At 66.3% G+C, this 20,250-nt stretch carries 18 protein-coding genes and 3 tRNA genes; 20 read left to right on the top strand and 1 reads right to left on the bottom strand.

Annotation, left to right across the window (positions count from 1 at the left end; genetic code table 11):
• Positions 1–25: 25 nt before the first annotated feature.
• The 12 genes from astA to A9G05_RS03485 all read left to right on the top strand — a co-directional run bounded on the left by astA (position 26) and on the right by A9G05_RS03485 (position 11,331).
• The gene (gene astA / locus A9G05_RS03540) at positions 26–1,051 is read left to right on the top strand and encodes an arginine N-succinyltransferase (protein ID WP_069559658.1); all 1,026 of its coding nucleotides are present in this window, start codon (positions 26–28) and stop codon (positions 1,049–1,051) included.
• The gene (gene astD, locus A9G05_RS03535) at positions 1,048–2,511 is read left to right on the top strand and encodes a succinylglutamate-semialdehyde dehydrogenase (RefSeq protein WP_069559657.1); all 1,464 of its coding nucleotides are present in this window, start codon (positions 1,048–1,050) and stop codon (positions 2,509–2,511) included. The genes astA and astD overlap by 4 nt, the downstream gene beginning before the upstream one ends.
• Positions 2,508–3,854 (top strand): N-succinylarginine dihydrolase, encoded by a 1,347-nt coding sequence (gene astB / locus A9G05_RS03530; RefSeq protein ID WP_069559656.1) that lies wholly within the window; start codon positions 2,508–2,510, stop codon positions 3,852–3,854. Before astD ends, astB begins: the two co-directional genes overlap by 4 nt.
• Before the next feature lie 85 nt (positions 3,855–3,939).
• Positions 3,940–4,230: a hypothetical protein gene (locus tag A9G05_RS03525; RefSeq protein WP_044412286.1), complete on the top strand. Its 291-nt coding sequence runs from the start codon at positions 3,940–3,942 to the stop codon at positions 4,228–4,230.
• Between the two features lie 10 nt (positions 4,231–4,240).
• Entirely contained in the window at positions 4,241–5,236 is a 996-nt protein-coding gene (astE, locus tag A9G05_RS03520; protein ID WP_069559655.1) for a succinylglutamate desuccinylase, read from the top strand.
• Positions 5,237–5,351: 115 nt separating this feature from the next.
• A complete protein-coding gene (ltaE, locus tag A9G05_RS03515; RefSeq protein WP_069559654.1) occupies positions 5,352–6,362 on the top strand; it encodes a low-specificity L-threonine aldolase in 1,011 nt (336 codons plus the stop codon).
• A gap of 113 nt (positions 6,363–6,475) precedes the next feature.
• The gene (gene alaS, locus A9G05_RS03510; RefSeq protein WP_069559653.1) at positions 6,476–9,097 is read left to right on the top strand and encodes an alanine--tRNA ligase; all 2,622 of its coding nucleotides are present in this window, start codon (positions 6,476–6,478) and stop codon (positions 9,095–9,097) included.
• Between the two features lie 144 nt (positions 9,098–9,241).
• Positions 9,242–10,480 carry an aspartate kinase gene (locus A9G05_RS03505; RefSeq protein WP_069559652.1) on the top strand — a complete coding sequence of 413 codons (1,239 nt, stop codon included), beginning with the start codon at positions 9,242–9,244 and terminating at the stop codon, positions 10,478–10,480.
• A 181-nt stretch (positions 10,481–10,661) separates the two neighbouring features.
• The gene (gene csrA, locus A9G05_RS03500; protein WP_007159101.1) at positions 10,662–10,847 is read left to right on the top strand and encodes a carbon storage regulator CsrA; all 186 of its coding nucleotides are present in this window, start codon (positions 10,662–10,664) and stop codon (positions 10,845–10,847) included.
• 60 nt (positions 10,848–10,907) lie between these two features.
• A tRNA-Ser gene (locus A9G05_RS03495) sits at positions 10,908–10,998 on the top strand.
• 108 nt (positions 10,999–11,106) lie between these two features.
• Positions 11,107–11,183 (top strand) — tRNA-Arg (locus tag A9G05_RS03490).
• Between the two features lie 71 nt (positions 11,184–11,254).
• Positions 11,255–11,331 (top strand) — tRNA-Arg (locus A9G05_RS03485).
• A gap of 89 nt (positions 11,332–11,420) precedes the next feature.
• Here A9G05_RS03485 and A9G05_RS03480 read toward each other — a convergent pair.
• On the bottom strand, positions 11,421–12,365 hold the full coding sequence (locus A9G05_RS03480) for an alpha/beta fold hydrolase (protein WP_069559651.1): 945 nt from the start codon (positions 12,363–12,365) through the stop codon (positions 11,421–11,423).
• A gap of 116 nt (positions 12,366–12,481) precedes the next feature.
• On the opposite strand from A9G05_RS03480, the gene A9G05_RS03475 reads away from it, so the two are divergent.
• The 8 genes from A9G05_RS03475 to A9G05_RS03440 all read left to right on the top strand — a co-directional run bounded on the left by A9G05_RS03475 (position 12,482) and on the right by A9G05_RS03440 (position 19,791).
• The gene (locus A9G05_RS03475) at positions 12,482–13,303 is read left to right on the top strand and encodes an ABC transporter substrate-binding protein (RefSeq protein WP_069559650.1); all 822 of its coding nucleotides are present in this window, start codon (positions 12,482–12,484) and stop codon (positions 13,301–13,303) included.
• Positions 13,304–13,342: 39 nt separating this feature from the next.
• Positions 13,343–13,672, top strand: coding sequence for a DUF4398 domain-containing protein (locus A9G05_RS03470; protein ID WP_069559789.1), 330 nt, complete (start codon positions 13,343–13,345; stop codon positions 13,670–13,672).
• Positions 13,669–14,478 carry an OmpA family protein gene (locus A9G05_RS03465; RefSeq protein ID WP_069559649.1) on the top strand — a complete coding sequence of 270 codons (810 nt, stop codon included), beginning with the start codon at positions 13,669–13,671 and terminating at the stop codon, positions 14,476–14,478. Before A9G05_RS03470 ends, A9G05_RS03465 begins: the two co-directional genes overlap by 4 nt.
• 255 nt (positions 14,479–14,733) lie before the next feature.
• On the top strand, positions 14,734–16,173 hold the full coding sequence (locus A9G05_RS03460; protein ID WP_069559648.1) for a PLP-dependent aminotransferase family protein: 1,440 nt from the start codon (positions 14,734–14,736) through the stop codon (positions 16,171–16,173).
• A 324-nt stretch (positions 16,174–16,497) separates the two neighbouring features.
• Complete coding sequence (gene dapA / locus A9G05_RS03455; protein WP_069559647.1) at positions 16,498–17,352, top strand: 4-hydroxy-tetrahydrodipicolinate synthase; 855 nt, start codon at positions 16,498–16,500, stop codon at positions 17,350–17,352.
• An 86-nt stretch (positions 17,353–17,438) separates the two neighbouring features.
• Positions 17,439–18,566, top strand: a complete 1,128-nt coding sequence (gene rnd / locus A9G05_RS03450) for a ribonuclease D (RefSeq protein ID WP_069559646.1) — start codon at positions 17,439–17,441, stop codon at positions 18,564–18,566.
• Entirely contained in the window at positions 18,566–18,859 is a 294-nt protein-coding gene (locus tag A9G05_RS03445; RefSeq protein ID WP_044412257.1) for a YcgL domain-containing protein, read from the top strand. The genes rnd and A9G05_RS03445 overlap by 1 nt, the downstream gene beginning before the upstream one ends.
• On the top strand, positions 18,859–19,791 hold the full coding sequence (locus A9G05_RS03440; RefSeq protein WP_069559645.1) for a D-2-hydroxyacid dehydrogenase: 933 nt from the start codon (positions 18,859–18,861) through the stop codon (positions 19,789–19,791). The genes A9G05_RS03445 and A9G05_RS03440 overlap by 1 nt, the downstream gene beginning before the upstream one ends.
• Positions 19,792–20,250 lie beyond the last annotated feature (459 nt).

Genomic DNA, 20,250 nt, shown 5'->3' with positions numbered 1-20,250 from the left:
AGCACGAAGCTCTAACGGAGTGACTATGATCGTTCGTCCCGTACGCAGCGCCGACTTGCCGGCCCTGATCGACCTGGCGCGCAGCACCGGCGCCGGCCTGACCACGCTGCCCGCCAACGAGGAGCGCCTGACCCACCGTGTGGGCTGGGCCGAAAAGGCATTCCGTGGCGAGGCCGAGCGGGCCGATGCCGACTACCTGTTCGTGCTCGAGGACGACGACGGCAAGGTCGTCGGCATCTCCGCCGTGGCCGGCGCCGTGGGCTTGCGCGAGCCCTGGTACAACTACCGCGTCGGGCTCACCGTCAGCGCCTCCCAGGAGCTGAACATCCACCGGCAGATCCCCACGCTGTTCCTGGCCAACGACCTGACCGGCAACTCCGAGCTGTGCTCGCTGTTCCTGCACGCCGGCTACCGCACCGGCCTCAACGGCCGCCTGCTGTCCAAGGCGCGCTTCCTGTTCATCGCCGAGTTCCCCGAGCTGTTCGGCGACAAGGTGATCGCCGAGATGCGCGGCATGTCCGACGAGCACGGTGTCTCGCCGTTCTGGGAGAGCCTGGGCCGGCACTTCTTCAAGATGGAGTTCTCCCGCGCGGACTACCTCACCGGCGTCGGCAACAAGGCCTTCATCGCCGAGCTGATGCCCAAGTTCCCGCTCTACACCTGCTTCCTCTCCGAGGCGGCGCGGGACGTGATCGGGCGCGTGCACACCGACACCGAGCCGGCCTTGGCGATGCTCAAGAGCGAGGGCTTCAGCTTCCAGGGCTACGTCGACATCTTCGACGCCGGCCCGGCCATCGAATGCCAGACCGCGAAGATCCGCGCCGTGCAGGACAGCCAGGCGCTGGTGCTGGCCGTCGGTACGCCGGGCGACGATGCCACGCCGTACCTGATCCACAACCGCAAGCGCGAGGATTGCCGCGTCACCGCCGCCCCGGCGCGCCTGGCCGCCGGCACCCTGGTGGTGGATGCCGACACCGCCAAGCGCCTGAAACTCTCGGCGGGCGCCTCGGTTCGCGCCGTGCCCCTGTCGGCCAAGGAGTCCGTGAAATGAGCACCCATTACATCGCAGGCGCCTGGCAGGCCGGGCAGGGCGAGGCCTTCGACTCGCTGAACCCGGTCACCCAGGAATCCGTCTGGAGCGGGCAGGGCGCCAGCGCCGAACAGGTCGAAGCGGCCGTAGCTGCCGCCCGTGCGGCCTTCCCGGCCTGGGCCCGCCTGAGCCTGGAGGCGCGCATCGCCGTTCTCGAACGCTTCGCCGCCACCCTCAAGACCCGCGCCGACGAACTGGCCCGCTGCATCGGCGAGGAGACCGGCAAGCCGCTGTGGGAGTCCGCCACCGAAGTGACCAGCATGGTCAACAAGGTCGCCATCTCCATCCAGAGCTACCGCGAACGTACCGGCGAGAAGAGCGGCCCGCTGGCCGACGCCACCGCCGTGCTGCGCCACAAGCCCCACGGCGTGGTCGCCGTGTTCGGCCCCTATAACTTCCCCGGCCACCTGCCCAACGGCCACATCGTGCCCGCGCTGCTGGCCGGCAATGCCGTGGTGTTCAAGCCCAGCGAGCTGACCCCCAAGGTGGCCGAGCTGACGGTCCAGTGCTGGATCGAGGCGGGCCTGCCCGCCGGCGTGCTCAACCTGGTGCAGGGCGGCCGCGAAACCGGCGTCGCCCTGGCTGGCAACCCGGGCATCGACGGCCTGTTCTTCACCGGCTCCAGCCGCACCGGCAACCTGCTGCACCAGCAGTTCGCCGGCCGCCCGGACAAGATCCTGGCGCTGGAGATGGGCGGCAACAACCCGCTGGTGGTGGACGAGGTGGCCGATGTCGACGCGGCTGTCTACACCATCATCCAGTCCGCCTTCATCTCCGCTGGCCAGCGCTGCACCTGCGCCCGCCGCCTGCTGGTGCCGGTCGGCGCCTGGGGCGACACGCTGCTGGCACGCCTGGTGGCGGTGGCGGCGAGCATTCAGGTCGGCGCCTTCGACGCCCAGCCGGCACCTTTCATGGGCTCGGTGATCTCCCTGGACGCGGCGCGCCATCTGCTCAAGGCCCAGGAGCACCTGATCGCCCAGGGCGCCACGCCGCTGCTGGCCATGTCCCAGCCGCTGGAGACTGCCGCGCTGCTGACCCCCGGCATCCTCGACGTCACCGCCTTGGCCGAGCGCCCGGACGAAGAGTTCTTCGGCCCGCTGCTGCAGGTGATCCGCTACGACGGTTTCGAGGCCGCCATGGCCGAGGCCAACGCCACCCAGTACGGCCTGGCCGCCGGCCTGCTTTCGGACTCCCGCGAGCTGTACCAGCGCTTCTTCATCGAGAGCCGAGCCGGCATCGTCAACTGGAACAAACAACTGACCGGGGCCGCGAGCAGTGCGCCCTTCGGGGGCGTCGGCGCGTCGGGCAACCACCGCGCCAGCGCCTACTACGCCGCTGACTACTGCGCCTACCCGGTCGCCTCGCTGGAAAGCGAAACCCTCGCCCTGCCTGCAACCCTGACGCCTGGAGTCAGCCTATGAGCGCCCATGAAGTGAACTTCGACGGTCTGGTCGGCCCGACCCACAACTACGGTGGCCTGTCCTACGGCAACGTGGCGTCGCAGAGCAACAGCCAGGCCGTCTCCAGCCCCAAGGAAGCCGCTCTGCAGGGCCTGGCGAAGATGAAGGCGCTGATGGACATGGGCTTCCAGCAGGGCGTACTGGCCCCGCAGGAGCGCCCCAACGTCGCCGCGCTGCGCAGCCTCGGCTTCGCCGGCACCGACGCCCAGGTGATCGAGAAGGTCGCCAAGGACGCCATGCCGCTGCTGGCCGCCTGCAGCTCGGCCTCCAGCATGTGGACCGCCAACGCCTGCACCGTCAGCCCCAGCGCCGACACCGCCGATGGCCGTGTGCACTTCACCGCTGCCAATCTCAACTGCAAGTTCCACCGCAGCATCGAGCACCCCACCACCAGCCGCGTGCTGGCGGCGATGTTCGCCGACGAGCGCCACTTCGCCCACCACGCCGCGCTGCCGGCGGTGGCGCAGTTCGGTGACGAAGGCGCGGCCAACCACACCCGTTTCTGCAAGGGCTACGGCGAGGCCGGCGTGGAGTTCTTCGTGTTCGGTCGCAGCGCCTTCGACAGCCGCTTCCCGGCGCCCTCGCGCTACCCGGCGCGGCAGACCCTGGAGGCCAGCCAGGCCGTCGCGCGCCTGCACGGGCTGAGCGAGGCCGGCGTGGTCTACGCCCAGCAGAACCCGGCGGTGATCGACCAGGGCGTGTTCCATAACGACGTGATCGCGGTGGGCAATGGCGAGGTGCTGTTCCATCACCAGGACGCCTTCCTGGAGACCGACAAGGTACTGGCCGAGCTGCACGACAAGCTGGGCCGCGTCGGTGGCCGCTTACAGGCCGTGTGCGTGCCCCGCGAAGCGGTGACGGTGGAGGACGCGGTGCGTTCCTACCTGTTCAACAGCCAGCTGCTCAGCCGCGCCGACGGCAGCATGCTGCTGATCGTCCCCGAGGAATGCCGCAACAACGCGCGGGTGTGGCACTACCTGCAGACTCTGACCGCCGAGGACGGCCCGATCCGCGAGGTGAAGGTCTTCGACCTCAAGCAGAGCATGCAGAATGGCGGCGGCCCGGCGTGCCTGCGCCTGCGCGTGGCCCTGAAGGACAACGAGCTGGCGGCGGTCAACCCGGGCGTGATCCTCACCCCCTCGCTCTACGACACCCTGACCGCCTGGGTGGATAAGCATTACCGCGATCGCCTGAGCGAAAGCGACCTGGCTGATCCACAATTGCTCACCGAATGCCGCACGGCATTGGATGAACTCACCCAGATCCTTAAACTGGGCGCCGTTTATCCGTTCCAACTGAACTGAGCGGTGTGCGGCCGGCGGTGAGGCGTTCCTCGGAACCCTCCGCCCCGCCCGCCGCTCTCTGCCTTACGATCCTGGAGTTCTACACATGTCCGACGCCCTGCAACTCATCCTCGAAGACACCGACGGCACCCAGCTGGAAACGTCCTGCACCCGGTTTGCCGTGGTCTGGCAGGGCAAGGAGGTCTGGATCCAGACCGCTGGCAACGGCCAACTGCTGATCGGCGTGGACGTGGAGGAGGGTGATACCGAGTACGCCAACCTGCTGCTGCGCCCGCTGGCCACCAACCTGGTGAGCCTGCAACTGGAAATGGAACCGGCCGACGCCGACGACGAAGACGGCCACGTACACGGGCCGGACTGCAACCACGACCACTGAGGACGCGCGGATGCTGGCCCTTGGCAAGCTGCTTGAACTGACCCTGGCCGGCCGTGAGCCGACCGAGAAGATTCAACTGACCGCCGAGGGCACGCGCCTGCACTGGCTGGCGGAGGGTGCCCTGGAGGTGACCCCGCCCGCCGGCGCCGATGACGGCCTGGACCTGCTGCTCTCCGCCGGCATCCACGGCAACGAGACGGCACCGATCGAACTGCTCGACCGGCTGCTCCAGGGCGTGGCCCGGGGTGAACTGAAGCCCCGCGCACGCATTCTCTTCCTGCTCGGCAACCCCGAGGCCATGCGCCGGGGCGAGCGCTATGTGGAGCAGGACATCAACCGCCTGTTCAACGGCCGCCACGAGCAGACCAGCGGCACCGAGGCCATGCGCGCCAACGAGCTGGAACACCTGGCCGCCGCATTCTTCGCCCGTGAGGGCCGCACCCGCCTGCATTACGATTTGCACACCGCCATCCGTGGCTCGAAGGTCGAGCAGTTCGCCCTCTACCCCTACAAAGAAGGGCGTGAGCATTCCCGTCGCGAACTGGCCCGTCTGGGCGCCGCCGGCATCGAAGCGGTGCTGCTGCAGAACAAGACCGGCATCACCTTCAGCTCCTACACCTACGCGCGGCTGGAGGCCGAGGCCTTCACCCTCGAACTCGGCAAGGCCCGGCCGTTTGGGCAGAACGAGGGCGTGAACCTCGATCGGCTGGAAACCCGCCTGCGCCAGTTGATTGAGGGTTCCGAGCCTGAAGCGGACGCGCTGGGCGATCTCAAGCTGTTCGCCGTGTCCCGCGAAGTGATCAAGCACAGCGATGCCTTCCGCCTGCACCTGCCCGATGACGTGGAGAATTTCAGCGAGCTGCCCACCGGCTACCTGTTGGCCGAGGACATCGCCGGGACCCGCTGGGTGGTGGCAGAGCAGGGCGCGCGCATCATCTTCCCCAACCCCAAGGTGAAGAACGGCCTGCGCGCCGGCATCCTCATCGTGCCCGCCAACGTCGACTGATCCAGTGGGCCTATCCCTCGTGGGCTGAAGCCCGCGCCGTGGGGCGCCTGGCGCCCCTTGCCCCACTCGCCGCGCTCCTTTAGGGTCACCCCCTTACCCAGCCAAGGAGCCCGAGATGTCCGTCATCGACCTGCGCAGCGACACCGTCACCCAACCCACCCCGGGGATGCGCGAGGCGATGAACCGCGCCCCGCTGGGTGATGACGTCTATGGCGAAGACCCCACCGTCAACCGCCTTGAGGCCTGGCTGGCCGAGCGCCTGGGGTTCGAGGCGGCGCTCTTCGTCCCCACCGGCACCATGAGCAACCTGCTGGGCCTGATGGCGCACTGCCAACGGGGCGACGAGTACATCGTCGGCCAGCAGGCCCATACCTATAAGTACGAAGGCGGCGGCGCGGCAGTGCTGGGCTCGATCCAGCCACAGCCCATCGAGGGCGAGGCCGACGGCAGCCTGGACCTGGCGAAGGTGGAGGCCGCCATCAAGCAGGACGACTTCCACTTCGCCCGCACCCGCCTGCTGGCGCTGGAGAACACCATGCAGGGCAAGGTCCTGCCCCTGGCGTACCTGGCGGCGGCCCGCGAACTGACCCGCCGCCGTGGCCTGGCGCTGCACCTGGACGGCGCGCGGCTGTACAACGCCGCCGTGAAGCTGGGGGTGGACGCCGCCGAGATCACCCGCCATTTCGACTCCGTCTCCGTGTGCTTGTCCAAGGGGCTGGGCGCTCCGGTCGGGTCGGTGCTGTGCGGCGGGGCCGAGTTCATCCAGCGTGCCCGCCGGCTGCGCAAGATGGTCGGTGGCGGCATGCGCCAGGCCGGCCTGCTGGCCGCCGCCGGGCACTACGCCCTGGAACACCAGGTGGCGCGCCTGGCTGACGACCACGCCAATGCCGCGCGCCTGGGCGAAGGGCTTGCGGTACTGGGCTTCAGCGTCGAGCCAGTGCAGACCAACATGGTCTACGTCGACATCGGCGAGCGGGCCGCGGCCCTCAAGGCCTTCATGGCCGAGCGCGGCGTGGTATTGAGCGCGGCGGCACGCCTGCGCATGGTCACCCATCTGGATGTCGATGCCGGCGGAATCGAGCGGGTGATCGAGGGTTTTGCCGCGTTTCTCGATCATGCGAGATGAAATCCCCCCGATAGCCCCTTTCTATCGCACAAGGCACTATCCGCGCGGCAAAGGGCCGATATAATGCGGCCCTTTGCCGGCGATTCTTGACCGCAGATTCCGTGGACGAACCTATGAAAAGCGCAGAAATCCGTGAAGCCTTCCTGAGCTTCTTCGAAGAGAAAGGGCACACCCGCGTCGCCTCCAGCTCCCTGATCCCGGGCAACGACCCGACCCTGCTGTTCACCAACGCGGGCATGAACCAGTTCAAGGACTGCTTCCTGGGCCTGGAAAAGCGCGCTTACACCCGTGCCACCACCAGCCAGAAGTGCGTCCGTGCCGGCGGCAAGCACAACGATCTGGACAACGTCGGCTACACCGCGCGCCACCACACCTTCTTCGAAATGCTGGGCAACTTCAGCTTCGGCGATTACTTCAAGCGCGATGCCATCCACTACGCCTGGGAATTCCTCACCGGTGACAAGTGGCTGAAACTGCCCAAGGAAAAGCTCTGGGTCACCGTCTACGCCAGCGACGACGAGGCCTACGACATCTGGACCCAGGAAGTCGGCATCCCCGCCGAGCGCATGGTCCGCATCGGTGACAACAAGGGCGCGCCCTATGCGTCCGACAACTTCTGGGCAATGGGCGATACCGGCCCGTGCGGCCCGTGTACCGAGATTTTCTACGACCACGGCCCGGACATCTGGGGCGGCCCGCCCGGCTCCCCGGAAGAAGACGGCGATCGCTACATCGAGATCTGGAACAACGTCTTCATGCAGTTCAACCGCACCGCCGATGGCGTTATGCACCCGCTCCCCGCGCCGAGCGTGGACACCGGCATGGGCCTGGAGCGCATCAGCGCCGTGCTGCAGCACGTGCACTCGAACTACGAGATCGACCTGTTCCAGAACCTGCTCAAGGCCGCCGCCGAGGCCATCGGCTGCGCCAACGACGACGCCCCGTCCCTGAAGGTCGTGGCCGACCACATCCGCTCCTGCTCCTTCCTGGTGGCGGACGGTGTGCTGCCGTCCAACGAAGGCCGTGGCTACGTGCTGCGCCGCATCATTCGCCGCGCCTGCCGCCACGGCAACAAGCTGGGCGCCAAGGGCACCTTCTTCCACAAGATCGTCGCTGCCCTGGTGGCCGAGATGGGCGAGGCCTTCCCCGAGCTCAAGCAGCAGCAGGCGCACATCGAGCGTGTGTTGAAGACCGAGGAAGAGCAGTTCGCCAAGACCCTGGAGCATGGCCTGAAGATCCTCGAGCAGGACCTCGCATCCCTGCAGGGCCAGGTCATCCCGGGCGATATCGTTTTCAAGCTCTACGACACCTACGGATTCCCGGTGGACCTGACCGCCGACATCGCCCGCGAACGCGAGCTGACCGTCGACGAGGAAGGCTTCGAGCGCGAGATGGAGGCCCAGCGCGAGCGCGCCCGCGCCTCCAGCGCCTTCGGCATGGACTACAACAGCCTGGTCAAGGTCGACGGTGACACCCGCTTCCTCGGCTACGCCGGTACCAGCGGCAGTGGCAAGGTCGTCGCGCTGTTCAAGGCGGGTGCTGCCGTGGACAGCCTCGCCGAAGGCGAGGAGGGCGTGGTGGTGCTGGACCAGACCCCGTTCTACGCCGAGTCCGGCGGCCAGGTGGGTGACTGCGGTTACCTGGAAGGCGCCGGTGTGCGCTTCGACGTCCGCGACACCACCAAGGCCGGCGGTGCCTTCCTGCACCACGGCATCGTGGCCAAGGGCGGCCTCTCGGTCGGTGCCAGCGTCATGGCCGAAGCCGACTCCACCGTTCGCAGTGCCACGGCGCTGAACCACTCCGCGACCCACCTGCTGCACGCAGCCCTGCGCCGCGTGCTCGGTGAGCACGTGCAGCAGAAAGGCTCCCTGGTGGACAGCCAGCGCCTGCGCTTCGACTTCAGCCACTTCGAGGCCATCAAGCCCGAGCAGCTGAAAGCGCTGGAAGACATCGTCAACACCGAGATCCGCCGCAACACCGCAGTCGAGACCGAAGAGACCGACATCGAAACCGCCAAGGCCAAGGGCGCCATGGCGCTGTTTGGCGAGAAGTACGGCGACCAGGTGCGTGTGCTGAGCATGGGCGGTGATTTCTCCGTCGAGCTCTGCGGCGGTACCCACGTCTCCCGCACCGGCGACATCGGCCTGTTCAAGATCACCAGCGAAGGCGGTGTTGCCTCCGGCGTGCGCCGTATCGAGGCAGTCACCGGTGCTGCGGCCCTGGCCTACCTGAACGGTGCCGAGGAGCAACTGAAGGAAGCGGCCGTGCTGGTCAAGGGCAGCCGTGACAACGTCCTGGACAAGCTCGCAGCCCTGCTGGAGCGCAACCGCCAGCTGGAAAAAGAAGTCGACCAGCTCAAGGCCAAGGCGGCCAGCGCGGCCGGCGACGACCTGGCGGCATCGGCAGTGGAGGTCAAGGGTGTCAAGGTCCTGGCCGCGCGCCTGGACGTGGACGGCGACGCGCTGCTGGCGCTGGTCGACCAATTGAAGAACAAGCTCGGCCGCGCAGTGATCCTGCTCGGCGGTGCGCTGGAGGGCAAGGTGACACTGGTCGCCGGCGTCACCCAGGACCTGACCGGCCAACTCAAAGCCGGCGATCTGATGAAGCAGGCCGCAGCAGCGGTCGGTGGCAAGGGCGGTGGCCGTCCGGACATGGCGCGTGGCGGTGGTACCGACGCCGCAGCCCTGGATCAGGCCCTGGCACTTGCCGTTCCGTTCGTCGAGCAGGGGCTCTGATGCCGTTGGCGCCCGGTTGCCACCCGCACCGGGCGCCCGCCGGAACCCTTCGCCAGGAGCTCCGCGCCACGCCCGGCGGGCCCTTGGCAGTGTCCTGCGTTGATTGTTTAATGGGCGCCCTTCACGGGATTAGGCGGCTTTGAAATGGCTTTGATCGTACAGAAGTTTGGGGGGACCTCGGTCGGCACCATCGAGCGCATCGAGCAGGTGGCCGAGAAGGTCAAGAAATTCCGCGAGCGCGGTGACGACATCGTCGTGGTGGTTTCCGCCATGAGCGGCGAAACCAACCGCCTCATCGATCTGGCCAAGCAGATCAGCGACAACAAGCCGGTTCCGCGTGAGCTGGACGTGATGGTGTCCACCGGTGAGCAGGTGACCATCGCCCTGCTGGCGATGGCGCTGATCAAGCGCGGTGTGCCGGCCGTCTCCTACACCGGCAACCAGGTCCGCATCCTCACCGACAGCGCCCACAACAAGGCGCGCATCCTGCAGATCGACGACCAGAAGATCCGCGCTGACCTCAAGTCCGGTCACGTCGTGGTGGTGGCCGGTTTCCAGGGCGTGGACGAGCACGGCAACATCACCACCCTCGGCCGTGGTGGCTCCGACACCACCGGCGTAGCCCTGGCGGCTGCCCTGAGGGCGGACGAGTGCCAGATCTACACCGATGTAGATGGCGTCTACACCACCGACCCGCGCGTTGTCCCCCAGGCCCGTCGCCTGGACAAGATCACCTTCGAGGAAATGCTGGAAATGGCCAGCCTCGGCTCCAAGGTGCTGCAGATCCGCTCGGTGGAGTTTGCCGGCAAGTACAACGTTCCGCTGCGCGTGCTGCACAGCTTCCAGGAGGGTCCGGGCACCCTCATTACCCTTGATGAAGAGGAATCCATGGAACAGCCGATCATTTCCGGCATCGCCTTCAACCGCGACGAAGCCAAGCTGACCATCCGTGGGGTGCCGGACATCCCCGGCGTGGCCTTCAAGATCCTCGGCCCGGTGAGTGCGGCCAACATCGAAGTGGACATGATCGTGCAGAACGTCGCGCACGATAACACCACCGACTTCACCTTCACCGTGCACAACAATGACTACCAGAACGCCCTGGCCGTGCTGGAGAAGACCGCTGCCGAGATCGGCGCCCGTGAAGTCGGCGGCAACACCAACATCGCCAAGGTTTCCATCGTCGGTGTCGGTATGCGCTCCCACGCGGGCGTCGCCAGCCGCATGTTCGAAGCCCTGGCCAAGGAAAGTATCAACATCCAGATGATCTCGACCTCCGAGATCAAGGTCTCCGTCGTCATCGAGGAGAAGTACCTCGAGCTGGCCGTCCGTGCTCTGCACACTGCCTTCGAACTGGATGCACCTGCTCGACAGAGCGAGTGAGCCTTATAACGAAAGGCGCGGCTCACACCGCGCCTTTCGTCGTTTTTGGTCTGCGGTGGTGGAACTTTCCTTTTGCCGTCGCTGGTCAATACTTGGGTGGACGCCCCTTGAAATTCATGGGGGGCCGACGCCATTTCTTTTTTGCAGACTGTCCCTGAAACACATCCGTGAGGAGAAAGGAATGCTGATTCTGACTCGCCGGGTCGGAGAGACCCTGATGGTCGGTGATGAAGTCACCGTCACCGTATTAGGCGTGAAAGGTAATCAGGTGCGCATTGGCGTCAACGCCCCGAAAGAGGTAGCCGTGCACCGTGAGGAAATTTACCAGCGCATCCAGAAAGAGAAAGACCAGGAACCAAACCACTAATTTTTCTACTTTTTTTCTTTGCAAACGGGGAAAACATGGTTATCATGCGCCCCGTGTTGCGGAGAGGTGGCCGAGTGGCCGAAGGCGCTCCCCTGCTAAGGGAGTACACCTCAAAAGGGTGTCGGGGGTTCGAATCCCCCCTTCTCCGCCATTATTCAGTGTTGTAGAGATGTCAGCGGTTAGTTCGATAAGTTATTGAAAAGTATCGAAAAAATCAGTTGACGGTGGTTTTGAAGTCTCTATAATGCGCGCCCACAACGCACTCGTAGCTCAGCTGGATAGAGTACCCGGCTACGAACCGGGCGGTCAGAGGTTCGAATCCTCTCGAGTGCGCCATTTTCAATCAGCCGATTTAGCGTCGGATGTTTGAAGAAACCAGCGGTGATCTGGTCTAAAAACACCACAACGCACTCGTAGCTCAGCTGGATAGAGTACCCGGCTACGAACCGGGCGGTCAGAGGTTCGAATCCTCTCGAGTGCGCCATACAAGAAAGGCCTGCAGAAATGCAGGCCTTTTTCTTTTTCCGTCTTTTTATCTCTCTGGCAATCGCGTCGCTTTGTACGGGCAAGTGGTCACGGTGCTGCCGTGCCAGTGGCGAGACCGTCGAGGAAGGACTGGTAGTGGCGAGCCGTCTCGGCGGGGCGCTCGATCATCGGCGCGTGTCCGCAGTCCTTCATGATCACCGTGCTGGCGTGCGGGATCAGTGGCTTCATTACGTCAAGGCTCGATACGTCCAGTACGCGGTCCTTGTCGCCCCAGAGCAGCAGGGTAGGGGCCTGGATCTTTGGCAGTTCCGGCTCCAGGGGGATATAGCGCTTCACCAGTTGCTGGAAGATCGCTTCATAGCGGGCCTGGTTGGCGATGGCCCTGTCTGCCAGATAGCGCTTGAGCGGCGCCGGTAGGATCGGCGGATCGACGAAGACGAAGTCCATCAGCCTGTCGTAGTCGGCAGTCCTGGTGACCACCAGCGGGTTGGGCTGGCCCTGTTCAAGAAGGTTGAACAGTTCGCTCTTGTGCGGCGCGGTGATGCCTGCATTGTCGAAGAGTGCCAGTGAGCGCACCCGTTCCGGGTAGCGCGCCGCATACAGCGCCACGATGTGGCCGCCCATGGAGTTGCCGACCAGATGGACCTTGCCCACTTCCAACGCCTGGATGAAGTCCGCCAGCCGCTCGGCCTGGGTACCGACGTCATAGCTGCCTTCTGGCCGGCTGCTTTCGCCGAAGCCCGGTAGATCGGGCACCACCACCTGGTAGCGGCTGCTGAAATGCCGGGCCATGCGCAGCCAGTTGTCCTTGTCTGCCCCGAAGCCGTGGACCATGACGATGGTCTCGCCCAACTGCGGGCCGCCGCCGTAGTAGGCGAAATCCAGCTCGCCTACCGTCAGCGTCTGGCTGTCCAGGCCAGCCAGATGGGTTTCCACCAGCCGTGCACTGGCCATCAGCGCAGGGGGATAGAAATAAAGCGTGGCCGCCACCGCTGCCAGCACCGTCACAAGTCCTGCAAGCAGTTTCTTCATCAAGGCTTCCTTATGACAAAAAACGATTTCAAATGGCCTAAGCTAGCACGGCGTCATGGTCGTGCAGCGCCACGGCCGGCGTCTTCCCAACCAAGCTCCAGTACTGGGACCCCATGATGTACAGACGTCTCTTCCTCGCTCCGTTGCTGATCGCCAGCCTGCTGGTTCCTACCCTCGCCCTGGCGGCCAAGAAGTGTGAGCACCTGGTGGCGACGGGCAACCCCGAGTACCCGCCTTACCTCTGGCGCGACCCGCACAATCCCAAGCTGTTGATTGGTGCCAATGCCGATCTGCTGCACCGCATCGGTGATGAGATCGGCGTGAAGATCGACGTCCTTTACACCGGTCCCTGGTCCCGTGCGCAGGATGAAGTGCGCACCGGCCGGATCGATCTCATCGCCGGCGCCTTCCTCACCCTGCCGCGGCTGGAGACGATGGACTACATCCATCCCGCCTTCCTCGAAACCCCCAGCGTGGTCTGGGTCAAGCACGGTCGCGCGTTCCCCTTCCAGGGACGTGATGACCTCAGGGGGCGCATCGGTGGCACCCTGGTCAACAACAGCTTCGGCCAGGATTTCGATCAGTTCGCCCGCGACAATCTTTCCCTCGAAGAAGTCCCCAGCGTCACCCAGGCCTTCCAGAAACTGCTGCTGGAACGCACCGAGTTCGTTCTCTACGAGCATTATCCCGGCGTCGCCCTGGCGGAGACCCTCGGCATCACCCATGACCTGGAGGTGCTGGAACCGCCCATCGCCAGCGAAGGGCTACACCTCACGCTCTCTTACAACTCCGCCTGCAACGATCCCTGGCTGCGCGGACAACTGGCGAAAAAGATGACAGAATTGGTCGCCGCAGGGGTGCCGCAGGCCCTGCTGCAACGCAATCTCGAGCGGTGGCGGACCCAGCAGCTACAGCCCGCCACGGCCCCGAAACCGTAGGAACCCCCAGTGATCGAACACCGCATACTGGCCGCCGGCCTGGCACTTCTTGCCCTCTCCGGCTGCGCCAACGATCCCGCCCCCGTCGAGCAGATGCGCCTCTCCGAGCAGGCCGTGGCCCAGGCCCGCGCCGTCGGTGCGAGCGCCGACCAGGTCCCGGAGATGAAACTGGCTGAAGAGAAGCTGGCCCGCGCCCAGAAGAACATGGGCGAGCAGGATTACAAGCGTGCGCGTTTCTTTGCCGAGCAGGCCGAACTGGACGCCCGCCTCGCCGAATCCCTGGTGCTGACCCAGAAGAGCAAGGCCCAGCTCAGCGACCTGACCACCCGCATCAACCGCCTGCGCAAGCAACTGGGGGACCTGGAATGACCCCGCGTATCGCCATGAGCGGCCTCGTTGCCGCGCTCCTGCTGCTCGCTGGCTGTGCCTCCTCGCGCCAGGCCGAGCAGAGCCTGGATGAAGCCCGCAACCGCTTCCAGCAGGTGAAGGAAGACCCCCAGGTACTGGCCAGTGCGCCCAAGGACGTGATCCGCGCTGGGGAATCCCTGGCCCGCGCCGAGCGCCTCGCCACCTACTGGGGCAACGACGCTGACGTCGAGCACTACGCCTTCCTCAGCCAGCGCTACAGCCAGATCGCCGCCCAGCACAGCGAACTGGCCCGTGACCAGGAGCGGGCCGCGCGCCTGCAGGGCGAGCGTGAGCGTCTGCAGCAATCCCTGCGTGAAGCCAAGCTGCTCAGCGCGCAGCAGAAGGGCAACTGGCTCGAAGAGCAGATGGTCGCCCTTGCCGCTACCGAGACTGATCGCGGCCTGGTGATGACCCTGGGCGACGTGCTGTTCGACACCGGCCGCTCCGAGCTCAAGGGCAGTGCCAACCGCACCGTGCTCAAGCTTGTGCAGTTCCTGCAGATCAACCCGCGCCGCACCGTGCGCATCGAGGGCTACACCGACAGCAGCGGTACCCGCGAAGAGAACCTCGCCCTGTCCCGTGACCGCGCCCAGTCCGTGGCTGACGTGCTCACCGACCTCGGGGTCGACGCCAAGCGCATCGAGGTGAAGGCCTATGGCGAAGCCTTCCCCATCGCGGAGAACGCCTCCAACAGCGGCCGCGCGCAGAACCGCCGCGTCGAGATCGTCATCTCCGACGAAAAGGGCAACCTCGGCGAAGCCCGCTGATCGCCCTCTGCGCCACCATTGGAACCCCGGTGACCTCACGGCGCCGGGGTTTTTCATGCCTGCTCGCCACGGCTCGCCCCCATACAGCGCGGGTTTGCAACGGGGCACTTGCGCAACGAAGCGCCACCACCGGTCACTGTGGCGGTACAGTCCCTGGCAATTTTCACTGTATGGTCCACAATTTTGCGGACTGTACCGGTGCAATCCCGTTTTGCTTCGGTACTGTTACGGTCCAGTGAGACAGGTGCCGCCGCCATGACCAATCTGCTGCTTTACCAACGCATCGCCCAGCAACTGGCCGAAGACATCAGGCGTGGCGTGTACCAGCCCGGCGAACGGGTGCCCTCGGTGCGCAAGCTCAGCGCCCAGCTAAACGTCAGCCACGCCACCGTGCTGCAGGCATACGCCAACCTCGAAGACCAGGGCCTGATCCGCGCGCGGCCGCAGTCCGGCTTCTACGTCCACCAGACCCCTGCGCTCACCGCCTCGACCCCCGACATCGCCCGGGTCGAACGCCCCGGCCTGGTCACCCGCGCCAGCATCATCAACCAGGTGCTCACCGAATCCCGTCGCGAGGGCGTGTTCCCCCTCGGCGCCGCCGTGCCCCATGTGGACTACCTCCCCGTGCGCGCCCTGCACCAGCAGCTGGCCAAGGTCACCCGCTTCCACAGCCCGCGCGCCTTCAGCTACATGTTCAGCCCCGGTTTCGAGCCACTGCGTCGCCAGGTGGCGATCCGCATGCGCGATGCCGGCGTGGTGGTCGACCCGTCCGAAGTGGTCATCACCCACGGCTGCGTCGACGCCATCCAGATGAGCCTGCGGGTGCTGACCCGCCCCGGCGACCTGATCGCCACCGAGTCGCCGACCTACTACGGCCTGCTGCAACTGGCGGACCTACTCGGGCTCAAGGTCATCGAGATCCCCAGCGACCCCACCACCGGCATCAGCCTCGAAGCCCTGCAACTGGCCGCCAACCAATGGCCCATCAAGGCCCTGGTGCTCACCTCGCGCCTCAGCAACCCGCTGGGCGGCACCGTGCCCGAAGAACGGCAGAGGCAACTGCTGCGCCTGGCATCGGACTTCGACATCCAGATCGTCGAGGACGACATCTACGGCGAGCTCATGTTCGAGCAGGGGCCTTCCAAATCCCTCAAGGCCAGTGACCGTGACGGCCGGGTGATCTACTGCTCCAGCTTCTCCAAGACCCTCTCGCCCGGCGTGCGGATCGGCTGGATCGTCGCCGGCAAGTATCAGGACGAAATCCAGCGCCTGCAGACCTTCACCACTCACTCCGCCTGCAGCGTCACCCAGATGGGCGTTGCCGCCTACCTTGAGAACGGCGGCTACGACCGGCACCTGCGCTACATCCGTCAGGAGTACCGCAAGAACCTCACCGCCTTCCAACTGGGGGTGCAGCAGTACTTCCCCGAAGGCACCCAGATGACCCGGCCCAACGGCGGCTTCATCCTCTGGATCAGCCTGCCGGCCAAGGTCAACACCAAGGACCTGCATGTCCGCGCGCTGCAGCAGGGCATCAGCATCGCCCCGGGGCTGATCTTCAGTAACACCGAGCAGTTCAACCACTGCGTGCGCCTGAACTGCGGCATCCCGTGGAACCGCGAAGCCGAGCGCGCCATCATGACCCTCGGCATGCTCGCCAAGCAGCTCTGCCAGGAAGCCGGCGGCAGCTACTGAGACCAGGCGGAGGAGGGCGGACGCTCATTGGCGTTGACAGCCCTCCAGCGTTCCCCGCAGTATCCAGCCCCTCGCAATCTGCAACCTGAGCCCGACCATGCCCGCCCACGCCTTCTCCCGCGCTTTCGTACCGGCCCTGCCGGCGCTTGCGTTTGGCGTCGCTGCGAGCAAGGTCAAGAAACAGCCGCTCATTTGACCGGGGCGCGCTGTCCCGTCAGATGGGCTGACAGGACAGCAGGCGCGAAGGTCGAACCCTCTCTCACTCCCGCATCCCTGTACCCCTCCGACGGCGACGACAGACGGTCAGCCTGAAGGAGTGAAGCAATGCCCGCGTTTTCTGGAATCTGGGTCGCCCTGGTGACCCCCTTCGCCGACGGCGAACTCGACCTGCCCGCCCTGCAACGCCTCGCCCGGCACCTGCTGGATGCCGGAGCAGCCGGCCTGGTCGCCTGCGGCAGCACCGGCGAAGCCGCCGCCCTCAGCCGCGACGAGCGCCTAGCCGTGCTGGATGCCCTGCTTGAGGTCGTGCCCGGCGAACGCCTGGTGATGGGCCTGGCCGGCAACAACCTCAACGACGTATTGGGCATGCTCGACGCCATCCAGCCGCGTCCCATCGGCGGCGTGCTGGTCCCGGCGCCTTACTACATCCGCCCCTCCCAGGCCGGCCTGCTCAACTGGTTCAGCCGCATCGCCGACGCCTCCCGGCTGCCGGTAATCCTCTACGACATCCCCTACCGCACCGGCGCCACCCTGGCCCTCGACACCCTGCGCCAGCTCGCCCGCCATCCCCGCATCGTCGCCCTCAAGGATTGCGGCGGCGACACCGGCAAGACCCAGGCGCTGATCGCCGACGGGCAACTGGCCGTGCTGGCCGGCGAAGACAACCAGGTGTTCACCACCCTCTGCCTGGGCGGCAGTGGCGCCATCGCCGCCTCCGCCCACCACCACACCGAGCGTTTCGTCGAGATGGCCGCCTGCGTGCAGCGGGGCGACCTGGCCCGTGCCCGGGCCCTCGCGCACAGCCTGCAACCCCTGATCGAACTGGCTTTCGCCGAGCCCAACCCAGCACCGGTGAAGAGCCTGCTGGCCCAGCGCGGGCTGATCCGCGATGAGCTGCGCGAGCCCATGCAGCCCAGTTCGCCGGCCTTGGTGGAGCGCCTGCGCAGCCTGCTCGTCTGAGCCGGCTGCCGCCCGCCCGCCGGGCCGGGTGGGGCGGCGCCGGGGTTGCGATATATACTTCGCGCCTCTGAACCGAGGAGAGCCTTGTGGCCATCGATTTTCACTGGATTCGCGACGACGCCGAACTGGCCTCCCACTGCGAACGCTGGCGCCGACTGAGTTTCGTCGCGCTGGACACCGAGTTCATGCGTGTCGACACCTTCTACCCCAAGGCCGGCCTGGTCCAGGTCGGTGACGGCGAGACGGCCTGGCTCATCGACCCCCTGCTGATCCAGGACTGGCGCCCCTTCGCCGCCCTGCTCGAAGACCCCGCCGTGACCAAGGTGCTGCATGCCTGTGGCGAAGACCTCGAAGTCTTCCTGCGGCTCACCGGCAGCCTGCCGCAACCGCTGCTCGACACCCAGCTCGCCGCCGGCTACCTCGGCATCGGCTACTCCATGGGCTACTCGCGCCTGGTGAACGCCGTGCTTGGCATCGACCTGCCCAAGGAAGAGACCCGCTCCGACTGGCTGCAGCGCCCGCTCACCGAGATGCAGGAGCGCTACGCCGCCGAGGACGCCGTGCACCTGGCCGAGATCTACCGCATCCTCGACCAGCGTCTCGACGCCACCAAGCGCGCCTGGGTTCTCGAAGACGGCGCCGAACTGGTGGCCAACCTGCGTCGCGAGACCGACCCCCAGACGCTGTACCGCGAGTCCAAGCTCGGCTGGAAACTGTCCCGCCAGCAACTGGCCGTGCTCCGCGCCCTCTACGCCTGGCGCGAGGCCGAGGCCCGCCGCCGCGACCAGCCGCGCAATCGCATCATCCGCGAGCACGCCCTGTGGCCCATGGCGCGTTTCCAGCCGGACAACCTGGTCGCCCTCTCGCGCATCGAAGACATGCACCCGCGCACCGTCCGCCAGGACGGCAACACCCTGCTCAAGCTGATCCGCGAAGCGGCCGAACTGCCGCCCGCCGAATGGCCCGAGGCACTGCCCGAGCCGCTGCCCGCCGAAGTCAACGGCCTGCTCAAGAAGCTGCGCGCCGTCGGCCAGGCCCAGGCCGAGCGCCTGGGCATCGCCCCCGAGCTGATGCTGCGCAAGAAACACCTCGAAGCCCTCATCAAGAGCGGCTTCCCCAACGGCCCCTACCAACTGCCCGAAGGCCTGCGTGGCTGGCGCCGCGAACTGATGGGCCAGGCCCTGCTGGACGTCCTGGCCGGAGAGACCGCCTGATGAAACGCATCTGCTCGATCTACAAGAGCCCCCGCAAGAACGAGATGTACCTCTACGTCGACAAGGCCGAAGCCCTAAGCCGCGTGCCCGAAGGATTGCTGGCCGCCTTCGGCGCCCCCCGGCACACCTTCGACCTGGTCCTCAGCCCCGAGCGCCAGTTGGCCCGCGAGGACATCCACAAGGTGCTGGAGAACATCGAGAAGCAGGGCTACCACCTGCAGATGCCGCCGGGTGAAGAGGAGTACATCGAGCACCTGCCCGAAGAGCTCCTGCGCATGAACGACCCGGTCTGATGCGCGTCCTCCTCGCCGACTCCAACCATGCCCGCCACGCCGAACTGCTGAGCGAGCTCGCCCCCGAACTGGAACTGTTGGCTGCAGATTCGCCTGACGAACTGGCCCGCCTGGCCGCCGGCTGCCCGGTGTGGCTGGGCAGCCCGGATCGCCTCGCCGAGCTGTTGCGCCAGGGGATCCGGCCCGAATGGGCGCAGTCCACCTGGGCCGGCATCACCCCGCTGCTGGCCGAGGGCCTGCCGCGCCAGTACCGCCTCACCCGCGCCGTCGGCATCTTCGGCCAGGTGATGGCCGAATACGTGCTGACCTACCTGCTGGCCCACGAGCGCGCGCTGCTGGCGCGCCTGGCCAGCCAGGTAGAAGGCCGCTGGGATGGCCGGTTGCCGCGCAGCCTCGCCGGGCGACGGGTGCTGGTGGTGGGCGCCGGGGACATCGGCAGCAGCCTCGGGCGCTTCCTCGCCCCCTTCGGTGTCGAGCTGCGCGGCATCGCCCGCCAGCCGCGTCCGCTGGAGCCCTTTGCCGAGGTCGCCGGCCTTGAGGCCCTGCCCGACCAGATCGGCTGGGCCGACTGCGTGGTCAACCTGCTGCCGGACACCCCCGCCACCCATGACCTCTACAACCGTGCGCTGTTCCAGCGCATGCAGCCCACCGCGCTCTTCATCAACGCCGGGCGTGGCGTTGCGGTGGTGGATCACGACCTTGTCGCGGCCCTCGAAGCCAACGAACTGGCCGGCGCCGTCATCGACGTCTGCCGCCAGGAACCGCTGCCGGCCGAGCACCCCTTCTGGCGCGCCCCGCGCCTGCTGCTCACCGGCCACAGCTCCGCCCCCACCTTGGCCGAGCCGCTGGTCAGGCTGTTCACCGACAACCTCACCCGCTTCCGGCAAGGCCAACCGCTCCGCGGCGAAGTGGATTTCCAGCGCGGCTATTGACCCCAAGCGTGGGGATAATCCACCGGAACGTAGGATGGGCTGAGCTGTGCGAAGCCCATCATTGCCTAGGCGTCCCGTATTCGATGCGGTTCGCACAGCTCACCGCATCCTACGGAGCCTTGCCATGGCTCGCGTGGGGGTAATCCACCGGAATGTAGGATGGGCTGAGCTGTGCGAAGCCCATCATTGCCGGGCGTCCCGTATTCGATGCGGTTCGCACAGCTCACCGCATCCTACGGAGCCTTGCCATGGCTCGCGTGGGGGTAATCCACCGGAACGTAGGATGGGCTGAGCTGTGCGAAGCCCATCATCGCCGGGCGATCCGGATTCGATGCGGTTCGCACAGCTCACCGCATCCTACGGAGCCATGCCACGGCTCATGTGAGGGGAATCCACCGGAACGTAGGATGGGCTGAGCTGTGCGAAGCCCATCATTGCCTAGGCGTCCCGTATTCGATG

It is taken from the genome of Pseudomonas sp. ENNP23 (assembly GCF_001728945.1).
GTDB lineage: Bacteria > Pseudomonadota > Gammaproteobacteria > Pseudomonadales > Pseudomonadaceae > Metapseudomonas > Metapseudomonas otitidis.
This window is presented reverse-complemented; position numbering and strand designations above follow the sequence as displayed.

Excerpts from the sequence above, each read along its gene's own strand:
- astA (WP_069559658.1), top strand. The coding sequence starts at position 26 with ATGATCGTTCGTCCCGTACGCAGCGCCGACTTGCCGGCCCTGATCGAC.
- astD (WP_069559657.1), top strand. The coding sequence starts at position 1,048 with ATGAGCACCCATTACATCGCAGGCGCCTGGCAGGCCGGGCAGGGCGAG.
- astB (WP_069559656.1), top strand. The coding sequence starts at position 2,508 with ATGAGCGCCCATGAAGTGAACTTCGACGGTCTGGTCGGCCCGACCCAC.
- A9G05_RS03525 (WP_044412286.1), top strand. The coding sequence starts at position 3,940 with ATGTCCGACGCCCTGCAACTCATCCTCGAAGACACCGACGGCACCCAG.
- astE (WP_069559655.1), top strand. The coding sequence starts at position 4,241 with ATGCTGGCCCTTGGCAAGCTGCTTGAACTGACCCTGGCCGGCCGTGAG.
- ltaE (WP_069559654.1), top strand. The coding sequence starts at position 5,352 with ATGTCCGTCATCGACCTGCGCAGCGACACCGTCACCCAACCCACCCCG.
- alaS (WP_069559653.1), top strand. The coding sequence starts at position 6,476 with ATGAAAAGCGCAGAAATCCGTGAAGCCTTCCTGAGCTTCTTCGAAGAG.
- A9G05_RS03505 (WP_069559652.1), top strand. The coding sequence starts at position 9,242 with ATGGCTTTGATCGTACAGAAGTTTGGGGGGACCTCGGTCGGCACCATC.
- csrA (WP_007159101.1), top strand. The coding sequence starts at position 10,662 with ATGCTGATTCTGACTCGCCGGGTCGGAGAGACCCTGATGGTCGGTGAT.
- A9G05_RS03480 (WP_069559651.1), bottom strand. The coding sequence starts at position 12,365 with ATGAAGAAACTGCTTGCAGGACTTGTGACGGTGCTGGCAGCGGTGGCG.
- A9G05_RS03475 (WP_069559650.1), top strand. The coding sequence starts at position 12,482 with ATGTACAGACGTCTCTTCCTCGCTCCGTTGCTGATCGCCAGCCTGCTG.
- A9G05_RS03465 (WP_069559649.1), top strand. The coding sequence starts at position 13,669 with ATGACCCCGCGTATCGCCATGAGCGGCCTCGTTGCCGCGCTCCTGCTG.
- A9G05_RS03460 (WP_069559648.1), top strand. The coding sequence starts at position 14,734 with ATGACCAATCTGCTGCTTTACCAACGCATCGCCCAGCAACTGGCCGAA.
- dapA (WP_069559647.1), top strand. The coding sequence starts at position 16,498 with ATGCCCGCGTTTTCTGGAATCTGGGTCGCCCTGGTGACCCCCTTCGCC.
- A9G05_RS03445 (WP_044412257.1), top strand. The coding sequence starts at position 18,566 with ATGAAACGCATCTGCTCGATCTACAAGAGCCCCCGCAAGAACGAGATG.
- A9G05_RS03440 (WP_069559645.1), top strand. The coding sequence starts at position 18,859 with ATGCGCGTCCTCCTCGCCGACTCCAACCATGCCCGCCACGCCGAACTG.